The 20,407-nt window shown below is 72.0% G+C and carries 19 protein-coding genes and 1 pseudogene; 10 read left to right on the forward strand and 10 right to left on the reverse strand.

The window, feature by feature from the left end:
• Nucleotides 1-102 precede the first annotated feature (102 nt).
• Both ACZ4E1_RS34060 and ACZ4E1_RS34065 read right to left on the reverse strand, forming a co-directional pair.
• Nucleotides 103-534, reverse strand: a complete 432-nt coding sequence (locus tag ACZ4E1_RS34060; RefSeq protein WP_384627361.1) for a PPOX class F420-dependent oxidoreductase — start codon at nt 532-534, stop codon at nt 103-105.
• Nucleotides 535-633: 99 nt separating this feature from the next.
• Nucleotides 634-1,473, reverse strand: coding sequence for an enoyl-CoA hydratase/isomerase family protein (locus ACZ4E1_RS34065; RefSeq protein ID WP_467546800.1), 840 nt, complete (start codon nt 1,471-1,473; stop codon nt 634-636).
• A gap of 180 nt (nt 1,474-1,653) precedes the next feature.
• Here ACZ4E1_RS34065 and ACZ4E1_RS34070 point away from each other — a divergent pair, with 180 nt between their 5' ends.
• Together ACZ4E1_RS34070 and ACZ4E1_RS34075 are read left to right on the forward strand one after the other, a co-directional pair.
• Nucleotides 1,654-2,274: a TetR/AcrR family transcriptional regulator gene (locus tag ACZ4E1_RS34070; RefSeq protein WP_467546802.1), complete on the forward strand. Its 621-nt coding sequence runs from the start codon at nt 1,654-1,656 to the stop codon at nt 2,272-2,274.
• Entirely contained in the window at nt 2,271-3,665 is a 1,395-nt protein-coding gene (locus ACZ4E1_RS34075; RefSeq protein WP_467546804.1) for an MFS transporter, read from the forward strand. The genes ACZ4E1_RS34070 and ACZ4E1_RS34075 overlap by 4 nt, the downstream gene beginning before the upstream one ends.
• Here the strand turns inward: ACZ4E1_RS34075 and ACZ4E1_RS34080 are convergent.
• Together ACZ4E1_RS34080 and ACZ4E1_RS34085 are read right to left on the reverse strand one after the other, a co-directional pair.
• Nucleotides 3,655-4,404 (reverse strand): PIG-L deacetylase family protein, encoded by a 750-nt coding sequence (locus tag ACZ4E1_RS34080; RefSeq protein WP_467546806.1) that lies wholly within the window; start codon nt 4,402-4,404, stop codon nt 3,655-3,657. The two genes, ACZ4E1_RS34075 and ACZ4E1_RS34080, sit on opposite strands and share 11 nt — an antisense overlap.
• A gap of 262 nt (nt 4,405-4,666) precedes the next feature.
• Complete coding sequence (locus ACZ4E1_RS34085; RefSeq protein ID WP_467546808.1) at nt 4,667-5,971, reverse strand: alpha/beta fold hydrolase; 1,305 nt, start codon at nt 5,969-5,971, stop codon at nt 4,667-4,669.
• A gap of 261 nt (nt 5,972-6,232) precedes the next feature.
• On the opposite strand from ACZ4E1_RS34085, the gene ACZ4E1_RS34090 reads away from it, so the two are divergent.
• The 4 genes from ACZ4E1_RS34090 to ACZ4E1_RS34105 are packed head-to-tail and all read left to right on the forward strand — an operon-like array spanning nt 6,233 to nt 10,311.
• The gene (locus tag ACZ4E1_RS34090; protein WP_467546810.1) at nt 6,233-7,006 is read left to right on the forward strand and encodes a (Fe-S)-binding protein; all 774 of its coding nucleotides are present in this window, start codon (nt 6,233-6,235) and stop codon (nt 7,004-7,006) included.
• Nucleotides 7,003-8,481, forward strand: a complete 1,479-nt coding sequence (locus ACZ4E1_RS34095; RefSeq protein ID WP_467546812.1) for a lactate utilization protein B — start codon at nt 7,003-7,005, stop codon at nt 8,479-8,481. The genes ACZ4E1_RS34090 and ACZ4E1_RS34095 overlap by 4 nt, the downstream gene beginning before the upstream one ends.
• Entirely contained in the window at nt 8,478-9,125 is a 648-nt protein-coding gene (locus ACZ4E1_RS34100) for a LutC/YkgG family protein (RefSeq protein WP_467546814.1), read from the forward strand. The genes ACZ4E1_RS34095 and ACZ4E1_RS34100 overlap by 4 nt, the downstream gene beginning before the upstream one ends.
• A gap of 22 nt (nt 9,126-9,147) precedes the next feature.
• Nucleotides 9,148-10,311: a betaine/proline/choline family ABC transporter ATP-binding protein gene (locus ACZ4E1_RS34105; protein WP_467546816.1), complete on the forward strand. Its 1,164-nt coding sequence runs from the start codon at nt 9,148-9,150 to the stop codon at nt 10,309-10,311.
• A gap of 47 nt (nt 10,312-10,358) precedes the next feature.
• Here the strand turns inward: ACZ4E1_RS34105 and ACZ4E1_RS34110 are convergent, their stop codons facing one another.
• From ACZ4E1_RS34110 to ACZ4E1_RS34120, 3 genes are all read right to left on the reverse strand, one after another.
• Nucleotides 10,359-11,336: an ABC transporter substrate-binding protein gene (locus ACZ4E1_RS34110; RefSeq protein WP_467546818.1), complete on the reverse strand. Its 978-nt coding sequence runs from the start codon at nt 11,334-11,336 to the stop codon at nt 10,359-10,361.
• On the reverse strand, nt 11,333-12,004 hold the full coding sequence (locus ACZ4E1_RS34115) for an ABC transporter permease (RefSeq protein ID WP_467546820.1): 672 nt from the start codon (nt 12,002-12,004) through the stop codon (nt 11,333-11,335). The genes ACZ4E1_RS34110 and ACZ4E1_RS34115 overlap by 4 nt, the downstream gene beginning before the upstream one ends.
• Nucleotides 12,005-12,081: 77 nt before the next feature.
• Entirely contained in the window at nt 12,082-12,765 is a 684-nt protein-coding gene (locus tag ACZ4E1_RS34120) for an ABC transporter permease (RefSeq protein WP_467546999.1), read from the reverse strand.
• A 210-nt stretch (nt 12,766-12,975) separates the two neighbouring features.
• Between ACZ4E1_RS34120 and ACZ4E1_RS34125 the strand changes: the two genes are divergently transcribed.
• Nucleotides 12,976-13,941 (forward strand): pirin family protein, encoded by a 966-nt coding sequence (locus ACZ4E1_RS34125; protein ID WP_467546822.1) that lies wholly within the window; start codon nt 12,976-12,978, stop codon nt 13,939-13,941.
• Between the two features lie 86 nt (nt 13,942-14,027).
• On the forward strand, nt 14,028-14,660 hold the full coding sequence (locus ACZ4E1_RS34130) for a vWA domain-containing protein (protein ID WP_467546824.1): 633 nt from the start codon (nt 14,028-14,030) through the stop codon (nt 14,658-14,660).
• Between the two features lie 34 nt (nt 14,661-14,694).
• Here the strand turns inward: ACZ4E1_RS34130 and ACZ4E1_RS34135 are convergent, their stop codons facing one another.
• A complete protein-coding gene (locus ACZ4E1_RS34135; RefSeq protein ID WP_467546826.1) occupies nt 14,695-15,093 on the reverse strand; it encodes a DUF6193 family natural product biosynthesis protein in 399 nt (132 codons plus the stop codon).
• Nucleotides 15,094-15,249: 156 nt separating this feature from the next.
• On the opposite strand from ACZ4E1_RS34135, the gene ACZ4E1_RS34140 reads away from it, so the two are divergent.
• A complete protein-coding gene (locus tag ACZ4E1_RS34140) occupies nt 15,250-16,305 on the forward strand; it encodes a hypothetical protein (RefSeq protein WP_467546828.1) in 1,056 nt (351 codons plus the stop codon).
• Nucleotides 16,306-16,385: 80 nt separating this feature from the next.
• Here the strand turns inward: ACZ4E1_RS34140 and ACZ4E1_RS34145 are convergent.
• Together ACZ4E1_RS34145 and ACZ4E1_RS34150 are read right to left on the reverse strand one after the other, a co-directional pair.
• Nucleotides 16,386-17,206: pseudogene (locus ACZ4E1_RS34145) on the reverse strand (SDR family NAD(P)-dependent oxidoreductase).
• A gap of 454 nt (nt 17,207-17,660) precedes the next feature.
• Nucleotides 17,661-18,185 carry a hypothetical protein gene (locus ACZ4E1_RS34150; protein ID WP_467546830.1) on the reverse strand — a complete coding sequence of 175 codons (525 nt, stop codon included), beginning with the start codon at nt 18,183-18,185 and terminating at the stop codon, nt 17,661-17,663.
• Nucleotides 18,186-18,494: 309 nt separating this feature from the next.
• On the opposite strand from ACZ4E1_RS34150, the gene ACZ4E1_RS34155 reads away from it, so the two are divergent.
• Nucleotides 18,495-20,339 carry an APC family permease gene (locus ACZ4E1_RS34155; RefSeq protein ID WP_467546831.1) on the forward strand — a complete coding sequence of 615 codons (1,845 nt, stop codon included), beginning with the start codon at nt 18,495-18,497 and terminating at the stop codon, nt 20,337-20,339.
• The last annotated feature ends 68 nt before the right edge of the window (nt 20,340-20,407 follow it).

Consider the following 20,407-nt stretch of genomic DNA (forward strand, 5'->3'; position numbering starts at 1 on the left):
TGAGGACGCTCCGGCGCCTTGCGATCGCACGCACCGGACACCGCGGGGCCCGCCCTTCGGGCGAACGACGGGACTTTCGACACACGCCCTAGGCGCCGTCAGTCAGCCGAGGCGCTGGCCGTAGACGTGGTCGACCTTCATCGTCATCAGCACGCGCCGGTCGGCGACCATGACCGCCCGGTACTCGTCCCAGTCGGGGTGTTCGCCCGCGGCCTTGCGGTAGTAGGCGACGAGGGTCTCGACTTCGGGTCCGTGCGGATCGGTGCCGGGGCCGACGAGTTCGACGGCGCCCTCGGCGGTGGCCCACTCGCGTCCGCCGGGTCCGGTGACCTCCAGGGCGGCGCGCGGGTCGCGGCGCAGGTTCGCCGTCTTGGCGCGGCCCTCCGTCATCGACACGTACAGCGTCTCGGTGTCCCGGTCGTAGAACGGCAGCACGGGCGACAATTGGGGCCGGCCGTCGGACTTGAGGGTGGCGAGGACGCCGAGGCGGCTTTCGGCGAGCAGGGCGCGGGGGTCGAACGGTGCGGAGGTCATGGGTGCCTTCCGGACGGAGCGGACTAGGGGCCTCGGGGTCCACCAACCGCCCGCCGTCGAGCTTTCTTCCCCCCTGACGTACGGATTCGCCCGGACGGCTCACGCCCCGCGGAACCGGGGCGGCCTGCGGCCCGCCTTCGCGGTGAACCCCTCCGTGGCGTCCCGGGAGGTCAGCGTGAGCGCGGCGCTCATCGCGACGCGGTCGAGCGCCGCATCGAGTCCGGCGTCGGCGTAGGCGTCGATGTCCCGTTTGACGGACTGCACGGCGAGCGGCGCGTTCCCGGCGATCTCGGCGGCGACCGCACGGGCGGTCTTCTCCAACTCGTCGACGGGAACGACCTGTTGGAGCAGGTTCAGCCGGTACGCGGTGGCAGTGTCGATCCTGCGCCCGGTGAGCGCGAGGAGTTTGGCCCACCCCGCCCCCGCCTCCCGCGCGATCCGCAGGTCGCCTCCCGCGTCGACGGCGACCCCCAACTGCGCCTCCGGCAGGGCGAACACGGCGTCCTCGGCCGCGATCCGCACGTCCGCCATCAGCGCCAGTTCGAAGCCGAATCCGAGGCAGTAGCCCTGCACGGCGGCGACGACCGGCTGCGGCAAGCGGGCGAACGCGGCGAACCGTTCGTGCGCCCAGCGGATTCCCTCGTAGTAGCCGCGCGCCCGCGCCGACCCGCTCTCACCCTCGATGCCGCCACCGGGTGCGCCGACGTCGATCCCGGCGCAGAAGGCCCGCCCCTCGGCCCGCAGCAGCACGACCCGGACGCGGTCGTCGAAGCGGATCCGGTCGGCCATCACCCCGAGCTGTCGGCTGGCCTCCCAGCTCCAGGCGTTCAGCTTGGCCGGGCGGCACAGGGTGAGCACCCCGATCCCGTCCGGCTCGACGTCGAGCCTCATCCGCAGGTCGTCCCCGTCGGGCAGATCCCCGTCGGTCGTGTCGATCATGCTGCCTCCAGCCGGACGTCGTCGGCACCGCGAGCGGCGCGCAGCGTAACGGCAATCGCCTCGACCTTGAAGGGCCTTGAGGCGCCGCGAAGAGCCATGAAGCGCCTTGACGGGACAGCGCACCCCGCCTCCCCCCGCCAGGAGTAGACAGCGTCTACGCCCATCGGGTAGACACTGTCTATGCCTGAATCCGCACCGTCAGAACCTCAGCCGCCCGAGCCCGCCCCGGACGGCGGCGCGAGCCTGCGCGACCGCCTCGTGGACACGGGTGTCGCACTCGTCGACGCGGAAGGCGCGGCCGCACTGTCACTGCGCGAGATCGCCCGCCGGGCCGGCGTCTCGCACGGCGCGCCCCGCCGCTACTTCCCGACCCATCTGGAACTCCTGTCGGCGATCGCCCGGCGCGGCTTCACGGATCTGGGCTCGCGCGTCGCCGGAACCCTGGCGGAGGCGGACGCGGACCCGCGCGCCCGGATCACCGCCCTCGCGCGCGTCTACCTGGACTTCGCGGCTCGCCATCGCGGGATGTACGAGCTGATGTTCCGTCACGATCTGCTGGAGAGCGAGCGGTTCGGGCTGCGGGAGACGAGCCTGCCGCTCTTCGGTGTGCTCGTGGAGCTGATCGCCGAGGTCCGCCCGGAGGCCGGACCCGCCGTCGTGGCCGGGGCGTTGTGGGCGAACCTGCACGGGGTGGCCCAGCTGTGGGGCTGGGGCAGCCTTCAGCTCGCCACCGGGTCCGAGGCCGTCGACCCGCTCCTCACCGCCGTACTGGACGCCCACCTGGGCCCGGTCGCCCGATGAGCGGCACGGCGCACCGCCGGATCACCCTCGCGGGCAGCGTGGTCGGAGCGGTGCTCGTCGCGCTCGACGGCACCGTCCTCACCGTCGCGCAGCCCGCGCTGGGCGACGACCTCGGGGCCGGTCTCGGCCAGGTCCAGTGGACCAGCACCGCGTATCTGATCACGGTGGCGAGCCTGCTCGTGTTCGCGGGCCGGCTGGGCGACCGGTACGGCCACCGGCGCCTGTTCGGGTACGGCATGCTCGGCTTCGCGGCGGCCTCGGCGGGGGTCGGGCTCGCTCCGGACATCGGCCTGCTGATCGGGCTGCGGGTGGTCCAGGGCGTGTGCGGGGCGCTGTTGCAACCGGCGACGCTCGGCATGCTGCGGGCCGCGTTCCCGGCGGACCGGCTCGGCCCGCCGATCGCCGCCCGCACCGCGGCGATCGGCCTCGCGGCTGCGGCGGGTCCGGTCGTCGGCGGCGTGCTCACGGCGCACTTCGGCTGGCGTTCGGTGTTCTTCCTCGGCGTGCCGCCCGCGCTGGTGATCGCCGCGCTCGTGCTCCTCGTACGGGACCCGGAGGCGGCGGACGCCTCCCGTGAGCAGCCGGTGGGGCTCGATCCGCTGGGGGCGCTGCTCCTCGGCTGCGCGCTGGCGGGCCTGGTCACGGCGCTCGTGTCACTCCCCGACACGACGGTCGCCGTCCCGGCCCTTGCCGGCGCGGCCGTGACGGGAACGCTCCTCGTACGTCACGAACGCCGCGCGCCGAGCCCGCTGCTCTCCCCTGCGGTGATCGCCGCACCGGTGACGGCGACCTCGCTCGGCATCCTGCTGACGGCGTCTGCGGCGCTCTTCGGCGCACTGTTCTCGGCTACGTACTTCCTCCAGGACGTGCAGCACCTGGATGCCCTGGCCACCGCGCTGCGGATGCTGCCGGCCGCGCTGTGCATGATCCTGTCGGCGCCGCTGGGCGCGGTGCTGCTGCGGCGGCACGGGGCGCGGACGACGACGGCCGGCGGGCTCGCGGTGCTGACCGTGGGCGTTCTGGCCTTCGGCCGGCTCGCCACCGACGCGTCCGGACTCGCGGTCGGTGCCTGCGCGTTGGCGATGGGGGCCGGCTTCGGCACCGTCATGGTGACCGCGACGGAGGTCCTGGTGCGGCGGGCGCCGCGGGCCGACGCCGGGGTGGCGGGCGGCCTGCAGCAGACGGCGATGAACATCGGCCCGAGCCTCGGCGTGGCCCTGGCGACGATGCTCCTGGTCTCCCCCGCCGCCGCCCACGGGGCCGACTTCACCGCGTCGATGCGGACGACCCTGACGGTGCTGGGGCTGCTCACGGCGCTCGCGGCCGTGGCCGCGCTGCGCGTGCTGCCCGCCAGGGCCCCGCTCCGGGTGGAGGCGGACGTCAGCGGCTGAACAGCTCGAACGCCACGGCGGGCTTCCCGCCGAAGCGCTCGGCCGCGGCCTGCGCGTTCCCGGTGAGGAAATTGCGGCAGTACGTCTCCGGGTCCTCCTTCGTCAACACCTCGATGTACGTGCGGTGTTCGAGCAGGGATCGTACGGAGCGCTCCAGGCCGGGGGTCGCGTCGACGGCGTGCGTGGGCTGCGCCGAGCCCGCGACCGCCACCCACTTCACCCCGTTCCAGGGCTCCAGGCCCTGTTCGACGAGCTCGGGGAAGATCCAGCGGTTGCCCGCGTCGGACGCGGCGTCGAGAGTGGCCCGGCCGACGGCCACGTGGTCCGGCGTGTTCCAGTAGAGGCCGCCCCAGGTGTCCCGGTGGTTGAGGGTGATGACCAGTTCGGGGCGGTGGCGGCGGATCGCGGCGGCGATGTCGCGGCGCAGCGCCGTGCCGTACTCGATCACGCCGTCCTGGTGGCCGAGGAACTCGACGGTGTCGACGCCGACGACGGCCGCGCTGGCCCGCTGCTCCTGCTCGCGCAGCGGGCCGCACTTCTCCGGCTCCAGGGTGTCGATGCCGGCCTCGCCGCGGGTGGCCAGTACGTAGGTGACCTCGCGGCCGGCGTCGGTCCACGCGGCGATCGCGGCGGCGCATCCGTACTCCAGGTCGTCGGGGTGCGCCACGACGGCCAGAGCACGGCTCCAGTCGTCCGGCATCGGTTCCAGCGGCGTCTTCTTCGCTTCGGGCACGCTCATGCCAGGCAGCGTATGCGCCTGTGCGGCGGGCGGCACGATGTTTCCGAGGGCGGGGCGGCCGCGGGCCGGTGGGGGCTGGTCGCGCCCACGCGGCGGAGCCGCACATCGATACAGCACCGCGCCCCTGAAATGCAGACGCTTCGCGTCGCATTTCCCCGATGAAGGCTGAGCGGCGAAGCCGCTCGCCTTCAGGGGCGCGGGGAACTGCGCGAGAAGCCCCACCGGCCCGCACCGAAGAACGCACCCGCGGAGCCACGGCGCGCTACACCTCCCCGCGCACCATCCCCAGCAACCGATCGAGCACCCGGGACCCACCCGCCCGCACCCCGTCGTGCTCGAACTCGTTCGTCACCCAGCACCGGGCCCCCCGGATCGCCTCGGCCGTCCGCAGCGCCATCCCCGTGTCCACATACATGTCGTCGTGGTAGACGGCCGCGGCGACAGGAACCTCGTTCGCCGCGAGCCGCGCGGAGTCGTACAGCGGCGCCCAGTCCACCCGCCCGGCGACGCGCTCCGCCGCCTCCCGCAGGGGCCGCAGCGCGGGGTCGGTGTCGAACTGCCAGGGATGCACGCTCTCCCCGGTGAACAGCAGCGCGCCCCCGTCCGCCAGCGCCTTCGCCCCGTCGAACTGAGGGAACTCGCCCCGCACCCGCTCCGCCGACCAGTCGGTGGCCCGACCGCCCTGCGCGTAGATCGCCTCGTGCAGCACGGCGTACAGCGGATGGCTCGCGTACGACAGGGCCGCGCCGGTCTGCTCCTGGAACGCGTCGGACAGTTCGCGCCCGCCCGGGGTCCGTACGAACGCGTCCTCCAGGAGGTAGTGCAGCCGGTCGCTGCCGTCGCCCGCGCCGAGCCAGATGCCGAGGGACTGGAAGGCCTCCAGGGTGAGCCGGTAGCCGTTCGGCAGGACGGGCTCGTGCTCCTGGACGTATGCGCCGATCTCGCGGGCCCGCTCGACGTCCATCGGGTAGCGGGCGTAGTGCGCGCGGACCTTGCGCTCGACGCGCGGGTACGCGGCCCGGTACACGTCGTCCGCGTGCCCGTCGAGGGTCGGCAGTCCGCCGGTGATGAGCGCGGCGGCGAGGCCCTCGGGCGCCGTCGACAGGTAGGTGACCGTGCAGAAGCCGCCGAAGCTCTGGCCGAGCACGGTCCAGGGCGCTCCCCCGGTGACCTCGCGGCGGACGAGCTCGCAGTCCCGCACGATCGAGTCGGCGCGGAAGAAGCCCAGGTACGCGGCCTGCTGGGGCGCGTCGCCGCGCAGCGGGAGCGTCTGCCGGTTGACCGGAGCGGAGGCACCCGTGCCGCGCTGGTCGAGGAGGAGGACGCGGAAGTCCTTCAGGGCGCGGCCGAGCCAGGCCTGGGTGCCGGAGAAGCGGTTGGCGCCGAAGCCGGGGCCGCCCTGGAGGTAGAGCAGCCAGGGCAGGTCCGCGTCCTCGCGGCCCGGCGCGACGGCCTCGCGCGCGTACAGCTCGATCCGCTCGCCGTCGGGGGCTGAGTGGTCCAACGGGACGGAGAAACGGCGGTCGGTGAGGACGACCCCGGCCTGCCGGTATCGCGCGGCGCTCAATTCGACTCCATGACGACTGATCGGATGACGGATCGGATGACGGTACGAAGGCCCCGGATTCCGGACGACCGGGACGGGGCCAGTTCAGCACACGCCCTCGCGTCCGGGGCGGGCGGGACCCGGGCCTGACGGGCCCCCGGCCTGTGACGGACCGTCAGCCGGGCGCGGCCGTCCGCGCACACCCCGTGACCGGCAGGCCACGACGACGTACGCTGCACCCATCCGATGATCGACCCGAGCCGACCCGACGAAGGGGCCACGATGCGTGTCGCACTCTTCCTGACCTGTGTCAACGACACGCTCTATCCGGACACCGGCCGCGCGGTGGTGAAACTGCTGACCAGACTGGGCGTCGAGGTGGACTTCCCGGCCGCGCAGACCTGCTGCGGGCAGCCCCACTACAACACCGGCTACCGTCACGAGGCCGAGCCGCTCGCCCGGCATTACTCCGATGTCTTCGGTCCCGGAGTCGCCTCGGGTGATTACGACGCAATCATCACGCCGTCGGGTTCGTGCGCCGCGATGGTGCGCGAGCTGTATCCGCGGATGGGCGAGCGGGCCCGCGCGGAGGGACGCGGCGACCGGCTCGCAACCGCCCTCGCGCCGGTGGTCCCGAAGACGTACGAACTCACTGAGTTCCTGGTCGACGTCCTGGGCGTGACGGACGTCGGGGCGTACTACCCGCACACGGTCACCTACCACCCCACCTGTCACGGCCTGCGCTCGCTCGGCCTCGGCGACCGCCCGACCCGGCTGCTCGCCGCGGTGAAGGGCCTGGAGCTGCGGGAGCTGCCGGGCGCGCAGGAGTGCTGCGGCTTCGGCGGCACCTTCGCCGTGAAGAACTCCGATGTCTCGGCCGCCATGGGCACGGACAAGGTGCGCAACGCGGTCGCGACCGGCGCCGAGGTCCTGTGCGCGGCCGACAACTCCTGTCTGATGCACCTCGGCGGCACGATGTCGCGCCTGCAGGTCGGCATGCGGCCGGTGCACATCGCGGAGATCCTGGCGAGCACGGAAGAGGAGCCCCTCACATGAGCGGCACGTTTGTCGGCATGCCCGCCTTCCCGGAGGCCGCGCACGACGCCGTACGGAACACGACGCTGCGCGCCAATCTGCGGCACGCGACCCACACGATCCGCGACAAGCGCGCCCGCGCGGTCGCCGAGCTGGACGACTGGGCGCGGCTGCGCGAGGCCGGAAAGCAGATCAAGGACCACACGCTGCGCCATCTGGAGCACTATCTCGTCCAGTTGGAGGAGTCGGTGACGGCGGCGGGCGGCACCGTCCACTGGGCGGCCGACGCCGACGAGGCGAACCGGATCGTCACCCGGCTCGTCCTCGCGACCGGCGAGCGGGAGGTCGTCAAGGTCAAGTCGATGGCCACGCAGGAGATCGGACTCAACGAGGCGCTGGAGGCCGAGGGTGTCCGCGCCTACGAGACCGACCTCGCGGAGCTGATCGTGCAGCTCGGCGACGACCGCCCCTCGCACATCCTGGTCCCCGCGATCCACCGCAATCGCGGCGAGATCCGCGACATCTTCACGCAGGAGATGGGGAGTTGGGGGCGCCCGGCCCCGGACGGGCTGACCGACACCCCGGCCGAACTCGCCGAGGCGGCCCGGCTGCATCTGCGCGAGAAGTTCCTGCGCGCCAAGGTGGGCGTCTCCGGCGCGAACTTCATGGTCGCCGAGACCGGCACCCTCGTGGTCGCCGAGTCCGAGGGCAACGGCCGGATGTGTCTGACCCTGCCCGAGACGCTGATCTCGGTCGTCGGCATCGAGAAGATCGTGCCGACCTGGCAGGACCTGGAGGTCTTCCTGCAGACCCTGCCGCGCTCCTCCACGGCCGAGCGCATGAACCCGTACACGTCGACGTGGACCGGCACCACCGACTCCGACGGCCCGCGGACCTTCCACCTCGTGCTGCTCGACAACGGGCGCACGGACACCCTCGCCGACGAGGTCGGCCGGCAGGCGCTGCGCTGCATCCGCTGCTCGGCGTGCCTCAACGTGTGCCCGGTCTACGAGCGGGCCGGCGGGCACGCGTACGGCTCCGTGTACCCGGGGCCGATCGGCGCGATCCTCAGCCCCCAACTGCGCGGCACGCAGAGCGAGATCGACGCCTCGCTGCCGTACGCGTCCTCGCTGTGCGGCGCCTGCTACGAGGTGTGCCCGGTCGCCATCGACATCCCCGAGGTCCTCGTCCATCTGCGGGAGCGGGTGGTGGAGGGCGGTCCGGTGACCCGGCGCGGCACGAAGGTCACCCTCAAGCCGGCCAAGGGACATGCCGCCGAGCGCGCCGCGATGCGCGCGGCCCGCTGGGCGTTCACCCATCCGGCGGCGCTCGCGGCCGGCCAGCGCCTGGCCGCCCGCACCCGACGCTTCCATCCGCGGACGGTGCCGGGTCCGGGCCGCGCGTGGACCGACACCCGGGATCTCCCGCAGGTACCCGCGGAGTCCTTCCGTGACTGGTGGCAGCGGACCGACGGCGGCAAGGAGGCGGGCAAGTGAGCAGCAGGGACGTGATCCTGGGCCGGGTGCGGCGGGCACTCGGCGGCCCGGTCGAGCCGCCGTCCTCGTACGGCACGGACGTCGACCGGAGCTATCTGCGCGAGCACGGCGGGCGAAGCGTCGAGGAGACGGTGGAGCTGCTCGCCGAGAACCTGGCGGACTACCGGGCGATCGTGCACCGCTGCGACGCCGGGGAGCTGCCCCTCCTGATCATGCGGCTGCTGGCCGAGCGGGGCCCGGAGTCGGTACTGGTCCCGCCGGGCCTGCCTCCGGAGTGGATGTCGGCGGCCGACCCGCCGCGCGTCCACGACCGGGCGGTCAGCACCCCGGCGGAACTGGACCGCGTGGAGAGCGTCGTGACGGGGTGCGCGATCGCGATCGCCGAGACGGGCACGATCGTCCTGGACGGCTCCCCCGACCAGGGCCGGCGCCGCATCACCCTGATCCCCGACCACCACATCTGCGTGGTGCGCGTGCCCGACCAGGTCGTGTCCTCGGTGCCGCAGGCACTGGAACGGCTCGACCCGGCGCGCCCGCTGACGTGGATCTCCGGCCCCTCCGCGACGAGCGACATCGAGCTCGACCGGGTCGAGGGGGTGCACGGTCCGCGCACCCTGGAGGTGGTGCTGGTGAGCGGGGAGTGAGGGGCGCGGTTAGCGTGGGCGCATGATCCGGTTCGATCAGGTCACCAAGCGGTACGCGGACGGCACGACGGCGGTGGACGACCTCTCCTTCGAGGTCGCCGAGGGCGAACTGGTCACGCTCGTCGGCCCGTCCGGCTGCGGCAAGACGACCACGATGATGATGGTCAACCGGCTCATCGAGCCCACCTCCGGCCGCATCTTCGTCGACGGCGAGGACATCGCGGCGGTCGACCCGGTGCGGCTGCGGCGCCGCATCGGGTACGTCATCCAGCAGGTCGGCCTCTTCCCGCACCGCACGATCCTCGACAACACGGCGACCGTCCCGGCCCTGATCGGCTGGAAGAAGCCGAAGGCGCGGGCCCGCGCCGCCGAGCTGCTCGACCTGGTGGGCCTGGACCCGAAGACGTACGGGGGCCGGTATCCGGAGCAGTTGTCGGGCGGTCAGCGGCAGCGGGTCGGGGTGGCGCGGGCGCTGGCCGCCGATCCGCCCGTGCTGCTGATGGACGAGCCCTTCGGCGCCGTGGACCCGGTGGTGCGCGAGCAGTTGCAGGACGAGTTCCTGCGGATGCAGGCGGCGGTGCGCAAGACGGTCCTGCTCGTCACGCACGACATCGAGGAGGCGGTGCGGCTCGGCGACCGGATCGCGGTGTACGGGCAGGGACGCATCGAACAGTTCGACACGCCGGGGGCGGTGCTCGGGACGCCGGCGACGCCGTACGTCGCCGAGTTCGTCGGTGCGGACCGGGGGCTGAAGCGGCTGTCGGTGACCGCGATCGAGGCGGCCGATCTGGAGCAGCCCGCGGTGGTCGGGATCGATGAGTCGGCGGCCGTGGCAGCCGCCCGGCTGCGGGAGGAGGGGGCGCGCTGGGCCGTGGTCCTGGACGGGCGGCAGGACCTGCACGGCTGGGTCGGCGTCGACGAGGTGACCCGGGCGGGCGCGGGCGTGCGGGTCGGTGAGCTGGCGCACCGGATGAACGCGTGGGTCCCGGTCGGGGCGCCTCTCAAGCAGGCGTTCGGCGTGATGCTGCAGCACGACGCGGGCTGGGTCGCGGTGCTCGACGGCTCCCGCTTCCTGGGCGTTCTGACACCGGCGAAGCTGCACGAGGCGCTGCGGCGGTCGGTGGACGCGGACGCGCAGGGCGTGGGGCGCGACGAGGTCGATTTCGACTCGGTCGCGGACGCCTGAGCCGCCCGCGCGGCCTCCGGATCAACCCTGAACCCTCACCCTAAAGTTCACCTTGAGGGTGAGCGGTCGGTGTGGGGCCCTCGTAGCAGTCCCTTGTCCTCCAGATACGTGCGGGCCACGTCCTCGGGGAGCCGGCGCCAGCCGTCGACCTGCTCGTTCAGTGACGCCAGGTCCTGGGTGGTGAGGACCGCGTTGAGCTTGCCGAGCGCCTCGGCGACCTTGGCGCTGCCCGCGCGGGTGCGGTTCACGACCGGCACGATGTAGTCGGCGTTCTGGAGGTTCTTGTCGTCGGCGAGCAGGACGAGGCCGAACGCGTCGAGCGTGGCGTCGGTGGTCGTGGTGAGCACCATCTGGTCCTGCCCGTTCTGCACGGCCTTCTTGGACTGTGTGGTGCCGACGCCCTTCGGGTCGACGCCGGTGACGTCGATCCCGTAGACCTTCTTGAGCCCCGGCGCGCAGTACGGCCGCTGGACGCACTCGTCCCCGGCGGCGAGCCGCACCTTCTGGCCGGAGGCCCCGAGGTCGCTGAGGGTGCGCAGGCCGTGGGCGCGGGCGTACGCGGAGGTCACGGCGAAGGCGTTCTGGTCGACGGCCTTGCCGGGGTCGAGGACGACGAGGCCGCGGGGCCCGGCGAGAGCGCGCAGGGCGGACATGGTGGTGTCGAGGTCGGGCGACCCGGCGGGCTTGGCGTCGGCCCCGTTGGCCTTGGCGTTGAGCCAGTCGGCGAACGTGGCGGCGTACTCGGGGACGACGTCGATCTGGCCGGCCTCCAGGGCGGGTTCGTAGAGCTCCCGGTTGTTGACGGACAGGATGCGGGTGCCGTATCCGGCGTCGTCGAGCAGGAGGGCGTACAGGTTGGCGAGCAGGTCGCTCTCGGTGAAGCCGGCGGAGCCGATGACGAGGTGCTTGCTGTCGCCGGGCGGCGCGGTGACCGCGCCCTGGTCCTCCAGGGCGGGGCCGCTTGAGCAGCCGCCGGCGAGCAGTGCGGTGAGCGCCGCGAACACGGCGAGTTTTCGCCCGGTCATCCGCTCCCCCGCGCCCAGGACGGTGCGAACCGTTCCGCGACCTCGAACAGGCCCTCCACGAGGAGGGCGAAGACCGCGACGAGGAAGGCACCGGCGACGACCTGCGGAGTGCTGGCGAGGTTGAACCCGGCGGTGATGATGCGGCCGAGTCCGCCGCCGCCCGCGAGGGCGGCGATGGTGGCGGTGGCGACGAGCTGCACGGCGGCGATCCGCACCCCGTTCATGATCATCGGGAGCGCGAGGGGCACCTCGACGCGCAGCAGCATCTGCTTCCCCGTCATGCCCATGCCGCGAGCGGCCTGGACGACGCCGCGATCGACACCGCGCATGCCCACGTAGGCGTTGGTGAGCAGGGGCGGCACGGCGAACAGCACCAGTGCGACGACGGTGGGCCCCTCGCCGTACTGGCCGAGCGGGGTCAGCAGGAGCAGGACGAGGACGGCGAAGGTCGGTACGGCCCGCCCCACGTTGGAGATGTTGACGGCGAGCGCGCCGCCCTTGCCCAGGTGGCCGAGCACGAGGGCGATCGGCAGGGCGACGAGGCAGCTCACGACGAGGCACACGACGGTCAGGACGAGGTGCTGGGCGAGCCGGTGCCAGATGCCGTCGTCGCCGGCCCAGTGCGAGGCGTCGGCGAGCCAGTCCCAGGCGTCGGTGAGCGTCTTCACGACCGCCTCCTTGTCGTCACGAGCGGCTCCTTGTCGTCACGAGCGGTTTCCCTGCCCTCACGCGGGACTTCCTGTCGTCATGAACGGCTCGCTCTCGTCCAGGGGGTCAGGAGGCGGCCGACGCCGAGGAGCAGCACGTCGGCGACGACGGCGATCACGACACACAGCGCGGAGGCGGTGAGCACCTGCGCCTTGAAGTACGTGTTCATGCCGGAGTAGATGAGGTTGCCCAGGCCCCCGTAGCCGACGATCGCCCCGACGGTCACGAGCGAGACGGCGGAGACCGTGGCGATGCGCAGCCCGGCCATCGCGGCGGGCAGCGCGAGCGGCAGTTCGACGGTGAGCAGCAGCCGGATCGGCCCGTAGCCCATGCCCCGGGCGGCCTGCCGGGTCTCCTCGGGGACGGCGCGGAGTCCGGCGAGGATGTTCCGGACGAGCAGGGTGAGCGAGTACAGCACAAGGCCCGCGACGACGAGCGTCGCGGAGAGCCCGTACGCCGGCAGGAGCAGCGAGAACATGGCGAGCGACGGAATGGTGTAGAGCACGGTCGTGAGCGCGAGCACGGGTCCGGCGGCCCAGCCCCAGCGGCGGGCGACGACGGCCAGCGGCACGGCGATCACGAGGGCGATCGCGACGGCGACCGCGGTGATCTGCAGGTGCTGCACGACGGCGTCGACGAGGATGTGCCGGCGCGTGTCGAGGTACGCGCCGCAGATCCAGTCGTTGCGGGCGAGGCAGTCGTCCGGCGGCGCGGCGTCCACGGCCGGGGTCGCCTGGTACGCCTGGCTCGCCAGGGTCGTCTGGTACGCCGCGGTCACTTGGGGCACTCGTCCATTGCAGTGGCCGGCGGTGCGGATGGCGCGCCGGGTGACCCGTACGGGCGGCGGACGCGCCGGTGCGCGCGCCGCCCGTCGGGGCGACTTCCCGCCGCGGGACTGACGGAAGGCCGCGCAGGCCCTAGGTTGTCCGACATGAGCAATCTTGATCGTGAGGCGGTTCCCTCCGTGTGCGGCGGACGGGGTTTCGTCGTGGCGGAACCGGTGCGTGAGCTTCTCAGCCCGCGCCGCGTGAAGCTCGGCGAGTCCACCGAGGTCCGGCGCCTGCTGCCGAACCTGGGCCGCCGCATGGTGGGCGCCTGGGCCTTCGTCGACCACTACGGCCCCGACGACATCGCGGACGAGCCCGGCATGCAGGTGCCGCCCCACCCCCACATGGGCCTGCAGACGGTGAGCTGGCTGCACGAGGGCGAGGTGCTGCACCGCGACTCGACCGGCAGCCTGCAGACGATCCGCCCGCGCGAGCTGGGCCTGATGACGTCGGGCCGCGCCATTTCGCACTCCGAGGAGAGCCCGAAGACCCACGCGCGGTACCTTCACGGCGCCCAGCTGTGGGTCGCGCTCCCGGACACGCACCGCCACGTCGAGCCGCACTTCCAGCACCATGCGGAGCTGCCGACGGTGACGGCCCCGGGCCTCACCGCCACGGTGATCCTGGGCTCGCTCGACGGCGCGACGTCCCCCGGCACGACGTACAGCCCCCTCGTCGGCGCGGACCTGACGCTCACCGCGGGCGCCGATGTCCACGTCCCCCTGAACCCGGACTTCGAGTACGCGGTCCTCGCCATGTCCGGCGAGTCCCACGTGGACGACGTCCCGGTCCTCCCCGGCTCGATGCTCTACCTCGGCTGCGGCCGTACGGAGCTTCCGGTGCGGGCGGGCTCGGACGCGGGCCTGATGCTCCTGGGCGGCGAGCCGTTCGAGGAGGAGCTCGTCATGTGGTGGAACTTCATCGGAAGGTCGCAGGACGATATCGCCCAGGCCCGTGAGGACTGGATGACGGGTTCGAGATTCGGGGACGTGAAGGGGTACGACGGGGAGCCGTTGGCGGCTCCGGAACTTCCGTCCGTTCCCCTCAAGCCGCGGGGGCGGGTGCGCTGACCTGACCTTCCGTCAGGACGACGGCGGACGATCCCGACGACTCCTGCGCGCCACTGAGGAGATTTCCTGTGCACATAGCGGTGGCGGTGGGAGCTCCCAAAGGGGATCTGGACTATCTGGCCGTCGACGGCGCGCGGTTCTGCGTGGAGATGGCCCGCAGGAGTTTCCGTGAGACGCCCGCCGCGTTCTGGCTGTTCCGGCGGGACCCGGTCCGGATTCCGGTACCCGGGCCGGGAGATATGGAGCAATGGGTCGGCGAGTGGTTCGCCAGGCGCGACCCGGTCGACGCCCTGCGGGGTGAGAGCCGGGGCAACGCGGCCGAGCACCTGGTGAGGGAGAACAAGGCTTTCGGGCCAGGGGGATTCACGCTCGCGCCGACGCTCGAAGCGATCGTCACGGCCACGGGCGACCTGGCCGGACCCACGCTCGCCGTCGTCGTGCTGACCGCCGCACCGCACGACGGAGCCGCCGTCATCGCCACATTGAAGCGGGCGGCCCACGCTCCCGTCTTCTGGGCGTTCATCGGGGCGAACGACGACTTCGAGCGCGATGTGCACCTCGGCGCACTGGACACGCTCGGTGAGCGCTCCGGCGACCCGGAGAACGTCCTGGTCCTGAAGACGCAGGGGTGGGAGTCGGAATTCGGCGGATGGTGGCGGACTCGGAAGATAAAGAAGGCGGCGGATCGCTGGCGCCGCCGGACCCCGCTGCGCAGCTGAGCGACCCGCCCCCCCAGTCGGCAACTCCGGTCGATCACAGGTTTCTTGCCCCTTCATACACGGCCAGCTCTTCGGGCGTGCCGCTGAACGCGGGGCCACAGTGGAGAGGCAGTCGGTCCACGACCATCGCGATCGCCTCCTGCGCTGTATCAGCTCTCCCGATCTTCTGGGTCCGCGAAGGTCCCTCCACGTAGTACGGCCCGGCGTGGCCCGGTCCGGCTGCTGCCGGGCCGATGTAGGGCACGTCCCAGGTCCAACGCCGCTCAGTGCAGCGGCTAAAGTGCAGCTCCCACATCCCGACCCAGGGAAAGAGCTGCCGCAGCCGAGGCTCGGCGTGTGCCGCCGCAATCAATTCGGCGCTCACACGGTCGGAGTCGAGCAGCTCCTGCCATGCCGCTTCCACCTTGTCCGCGCCTGAAGCGTCCGTCGTCATGGCCGAATTCTCGCTCGCTTCCAGACGCGCGGATGCCGAGACGGCGACCGGAGTCGAACGGCTCGTCACTGTCCGGGCTTGCTTGACTCTGACGCCGCTGGAGGCTCGACGATCGCGCTGTAGGCGACACGCGGATTCTCATCGGAGGCGCACGGCATGCGAGGCAAAGGCATCCACTACGACACCGGCACCTTCCCCAACGGCGAGACCTCCCGCCCCGTCTTCGACGCCCACGTCGTCGCGCGGGACATGCGGGTCATCGCCGAGGACCTGCACTGCACCGCGATCCGCATCACGGGCGGCGATCCGGACCGGATCGAGACCACCGCGCGGCATGCGGCAGCCGCCGGGCTGGAGGTCTGGTTTTCACCGTTCCCCTGCGAGATGACCGACGAAGAGATGCTGCCGTACTTCGCCGACTGCGCCGAGCGGGCCGAACGCCTGCGCCGTGACGGCGCCGACGTCGTCCTTGTCACCGGCTGCGAACTGAGCATCTTCGCCCGCGGGTACCTGCCCGGCGACACCTTCAACGACCGCATCCCGGTCCTGGCCGGCCCCGATCGCGAAGCCGCGCTCCGGCCCCTGCCCGACAAGGTCAACGCCTTCCTCGGCGACGTCGTCCGCACCGTCCGCCCCCTCTTCGCCGGTCCGGTCAGCTACGCCTCGTGCCCCCTGGACGGCGTGGACTGGAGCCCGTTCGACATCGTCGGCCTCGATGCCTTCCGGGGACTCCGCAACGCGGCCACATACCGTGACGACCTCCGCAGGGAGTTCACCCACGGCAAGCCGGTCGCCGTCATGGAAGTCGGCTGCTGCACGTTCCAGGGGGCGGGTGACCACGGCGGCGCGGGCTGGTACGTGGCCATGGAGCCGGACGGTGTCACCCCCAAGCCGCACCTGGTGCGTGACGAGAGCGAGCAGGTCCGCTGTCTCGACGAGCTCATGCCCGTCTTCGAGGCCGAAGGCGTCGACTCCGTCTTCTGGTTCAGCTTCGCCGGCTACGGCACCCCCCACCGCCTGTCCGGACCGGACCCCGATCTCGCCTCCTACGGCATCGTCAAGATCCTCGACGAACACAGCGGCTATCCGACGGACGCGCGACAGTACCCGGACATGCCCTGGGAACCCAAGGAAGTGTTCCACGCCCTGGCGAACCGCTACCAGGCCCTCAACCGGCAGGGAAGCTCCCGCCGGCACCTCGATACCCAGTAGTGCCTTTGGCACCTCGTCAGAGGATCTTGTCGAGGTGCGCACCCCGCGGCCGGGGTCACCTCTGGCCGGCGGAAGGGCGTTCAAGCCGTCGTAGCAGTGCGGCCGACCAGCAGGTCCGCCAGCTTGTTCAGGCGCTTGACCGTGCGGCCCTCCTGCGCGGCAGGCGCCGGCTCGACGCGCTCGTCACGGTCGTAGTACGCGCCGTTGACGATCTCCACCGCCGGATCGCACAACCTGACCACGTGGGCCGCCCCCTCGGCGGCGTCACGCCTTCGTCGGCGTACAACGGCAGGAGCGCGGTGTCGCAGACGCCGGGATGTACGGAGACGGCGGTGACCCGCGGGTCCGCCGCGAACACCGTCAGGGCGAGCTGTGACTGCGCGTACGCGGCGAGGCGTGAGTACCGGCGGGCCCGGTTGGGGTCGCTCCACTGGATGTTGGCGGTGCGGTGCAGGGAAGAGGAGACGTTGACGACGCGACCGCCCGGGTCGGTGGTCAGCGCGGGTTCGAGCAGGCACGTCAGAAGGTAGTGGGCGAGGAAGTTGACCTGAAAGGCGATCTCGTTGCCGTCGGCGGTGACGGTGTGCCGCTCGGGGGCGGCCATACCCGCGTTGTTGACGAGGACGTCCAGGTCCGGGTGCACGTGGACGACCTTGTGCGCGAGGGTCTCGACCTCGTCGAGACGGGTGAAGTCCGCTGCAAAGACGCACAGTTGGTCCGCGCTGACACCGGCCGACGACGCGACCAGCTTGTCGGCTGCCGCGCTCGCCTCCTCCGCGGTGCGGCCGTGCAGCAGCACGGTGGCTCCGCGCTCCGCGAGCGTCCTGGCGGTCTCGTAGCCGATGCCGGAGCTTGCGCCGGTCACCAGGACCGTGCGGCCGGACAGGGATGTTTCGGGCATGGAAGGTCCAAGGGTGGGGGTACGCCTCGCCCGCGAGGCGGGGCGTACGGAAACGGAATCGGGAACCGGGCGCCGGACGGGTCACGGCGCCCCGAGGCGAGATCGGCGAACTGGTCAGCGCAGGGCGGACGTTCGCCAACAGCGGGGAGCGCGACGGGGCACCTGATGAGGTGGCCGGTCGAGCAGGATCCACGTGCTGTTCACGCTGTCCATCGAACCGGGTGGGGCGGGGCCGGGCAACGGTCCCCGCCGTTTCCATACGGGGTTCTGATGTCCCTGGCCGGCCGAGACCGGGGCCGGGATCAGCCGTCCGGAGCGGCGCCACGTACGACTTCTCTCGGGGGGGAGGGCCGGAAGCCGCTGTCGGTCTCGATTTGGCCTCGCCCTCCATCTGCCTACGAGACATGAGGGCGCCCGCTCCCAGCACCTGGTGATCTGGGGCGACACGTCGGCGTCAGCGCAGCCCGGAGTACCGGATCCGGGCCCGCGCCACCTCTCGGTCCACGCGGCGGGCCAACTGCTGGAGCGCGGTCTCACCGCACAGCAGCAGCCCGCGCTCGACCGACGCCCGGGCACCGGCGTCGAGCATGCGCCACAGCGGAGGGTTGGCGACAAAGACGCGCGGGTCGACCGTGACCCTGCCGCCCAGCTCGTCGCGGAAGACCATCCTCTGCTGCACGCCGTCGGACCAACGCACGGACACCAGCCGGTCGGTGCACACGGTGCGCTCCCGCCACGGACCACGAGCGGGGAGACGGTCGGCGGAGACGCTGACGCGGGAGGGCCACAGCACGAGGCAGAACGTGAGTCCGTGCAGCACCCACAGCGCCGAGCGCCACAGAGTGAGCCAACCGGACAAGGCGTCGATCCCGAACAGCGGCACCAGCAGGAGCGTGCCGCACAACGCGGCGCTGCGCGCTTCTCCGGCCCAACGCTCGTCCCGGAGCACCGCCTCGTGACCCTCGCTCGTGTCGCGCATGCGGCCGACGGTAGGGCCCGACGCGGGATCCGTCCCGCGTCTTGTCGGGGTTGAAGCGCACGTCTGGACACCTTCTTGACGCCGCCTCGCCTGAACGCGTCCGAACGTCCCGGAACGCGTCAACAGGTCGTCAAGTAAGGGAGACCACGCGCGAAGAACGCGCTAGGGCGCGCAGCCGTGGGCTCCCTCCGGACAGAACCTGAGCGTGTGCCCCACCCCCTCAGGTCGTGGGGCTCGCTCGACCAGCCGCAGGATGCGGCACCGATCGTCGAATCAGTGATCGCGAAGGCGACCAGGCAAAGGAACACCATGACCGCCGTCATAGAGCCCGTCACCACCAAGAGCGCGGAGGAACCTCCGGATCCGCACGACTCCGCAGGCGAGAGGCACCGGCTCACCGCTCTGACCGGCCTTGCCGCGCTCTCCTTGGATGCGATGGCATCAGTGGCGTACGGGCCGGAGGCCATCGTGCTGGTGCTGGCGGCGGCCGGTGCCCACGGACTCGGCTTCACGCTTCCGGTCACCCTCGCGATCGCGGGCCTGCTCGCCGTACTGGTCGCGAGCTACCGGCAGGTGATCGCCGCGTTCCCGGACGGCGGCGGCTCCTACGCGGTCGCGAAGAAGCACCTCGGCGCCCGGACCAGTCTCGTGGCGGCAGCGTCCCTGGTCCTGGACTACGTACTGAACGTGGCGGTCGCCGTCACCGCCGGAGTCGCCGCCCTGACCTCCGCCGTCCCGTCCCTGTACGGCGACCGGCTGGCCATCTGCCTGGGCGTCCTCGTCCTGATCACCGCCATCAACCTGCGCGGCATCGTCGACTCGGCCCGCGCGTTCATCGTGCCGACCGCCGTCTTCGTCCTCGCCATCCTCGTCCTCATCGGCATCGGCCTGTTCCGTGACGCACCCGTCTCCACCGCGGCCGCCGCGGGCCACGCCTCCGTGCTCGCCGACAACGCGACCTCCGTCGGCGCGCTGCTCCTGCTGAAGGCGTTCGCCTCCGGGTGCTCCGCGCTGACCGGCGTCGAGGCCATCGCCAACGCGGTGCCGTCCTTCCGCGCCCCGCGGGCCCGCCGCGCCCAGCATGCGGAGGTCGCGCTCGGAGCCGTGCTCGGCGTCATGCTGATCGGGCTGAGCGTGCTGATCTCCCGGTTCCACCTTCAACCCGTCGAGGGTGTCACCGTTCTCGCGCAGCTCGCGGACGCCTCCCTCGGCCACAACTGGGCTTTCTATGTCGTCCAGTTCGCGACGATGGTCCTGCTGGCCCTGTCCGCGAACACGTCCTTCGGCGGCCTGCCCGTCCTGCTCAAGCTGCTGGCCCGCGACAACTACCTGCCGCACGTCTTCGCCCTCAAGGCCGACCGCCAGGTTCACCGGCACGGCGTCCTGGCCCTCGCCGGGATCAGCGCCGGCCTGCTGGTCTTCTCCGGCGGCGACACGAACACCCTCGTGCCGCTCTTCGCCATCGGCGTCTTCGTCGGCTTCACCATCGCCCAGGTCGGCATGGTGCTGCACTGGCGCGGCGTCCCGGGGAGCATCGGCAAGGCGCTGCTCAACGGCTTCGGCGCGGTCCTCACCGGCGTCAGCGCGGTCGTCGTGACCGCCACCAAGTTCCACGACGGAGCCTGGCTCATCGTGGTGGCGCTGCCGCTGCTCGTGCTCGCGTTCCAGGCCGTGCACCACGCCTACGACCGGATCGGCGAGCGGCTCGGCATCGGCCGCATCCCGCAGTGCCCCACCCGCACCCGCTCCCTGGTGATCGTCCCCGTCTCCGGAATCTCCCGGCTGACCAGTGAGGCCCTGTCCGCCGCGAACTCCCTCGGCGACGAGGTGCGCGCCGTCACCGTGTGCCACACCGACCCCGAGGACCGGGACGCCACGGAAGCCCTGACGCGTGACTGGGCGCTGTGGGACCCGGGGGTCGACCTCGTACGGATCCCTGCCGAGCGGCGCAGCCTGGGCCGCCCCGTGGCCGCGTACGTCCGTGATCTGGCCGCCGCCGAGCCCGGCACCCGGGTCACCGTGCTCATCCCCGAGGTGGAGCCGGCCCATGCCTGGCAGCGGATCCTGCAGAACCAGCGTGGCGCCGTCGTCGCCCACGCCGTGCGCCGAGACACCGATGCCGTCATCTGCCGGCTGCGATTCCGCCTCACGTAGGTCGCGACACCCGCAGATCCACGTAAGGGACGCGTCAAGGGCGTACGCACCCCCGTATGAGAGCCGTC

The sequence above is a fragment of the Streptomyces sp. NPDC025806 genome, assembly GCF_055558275.1.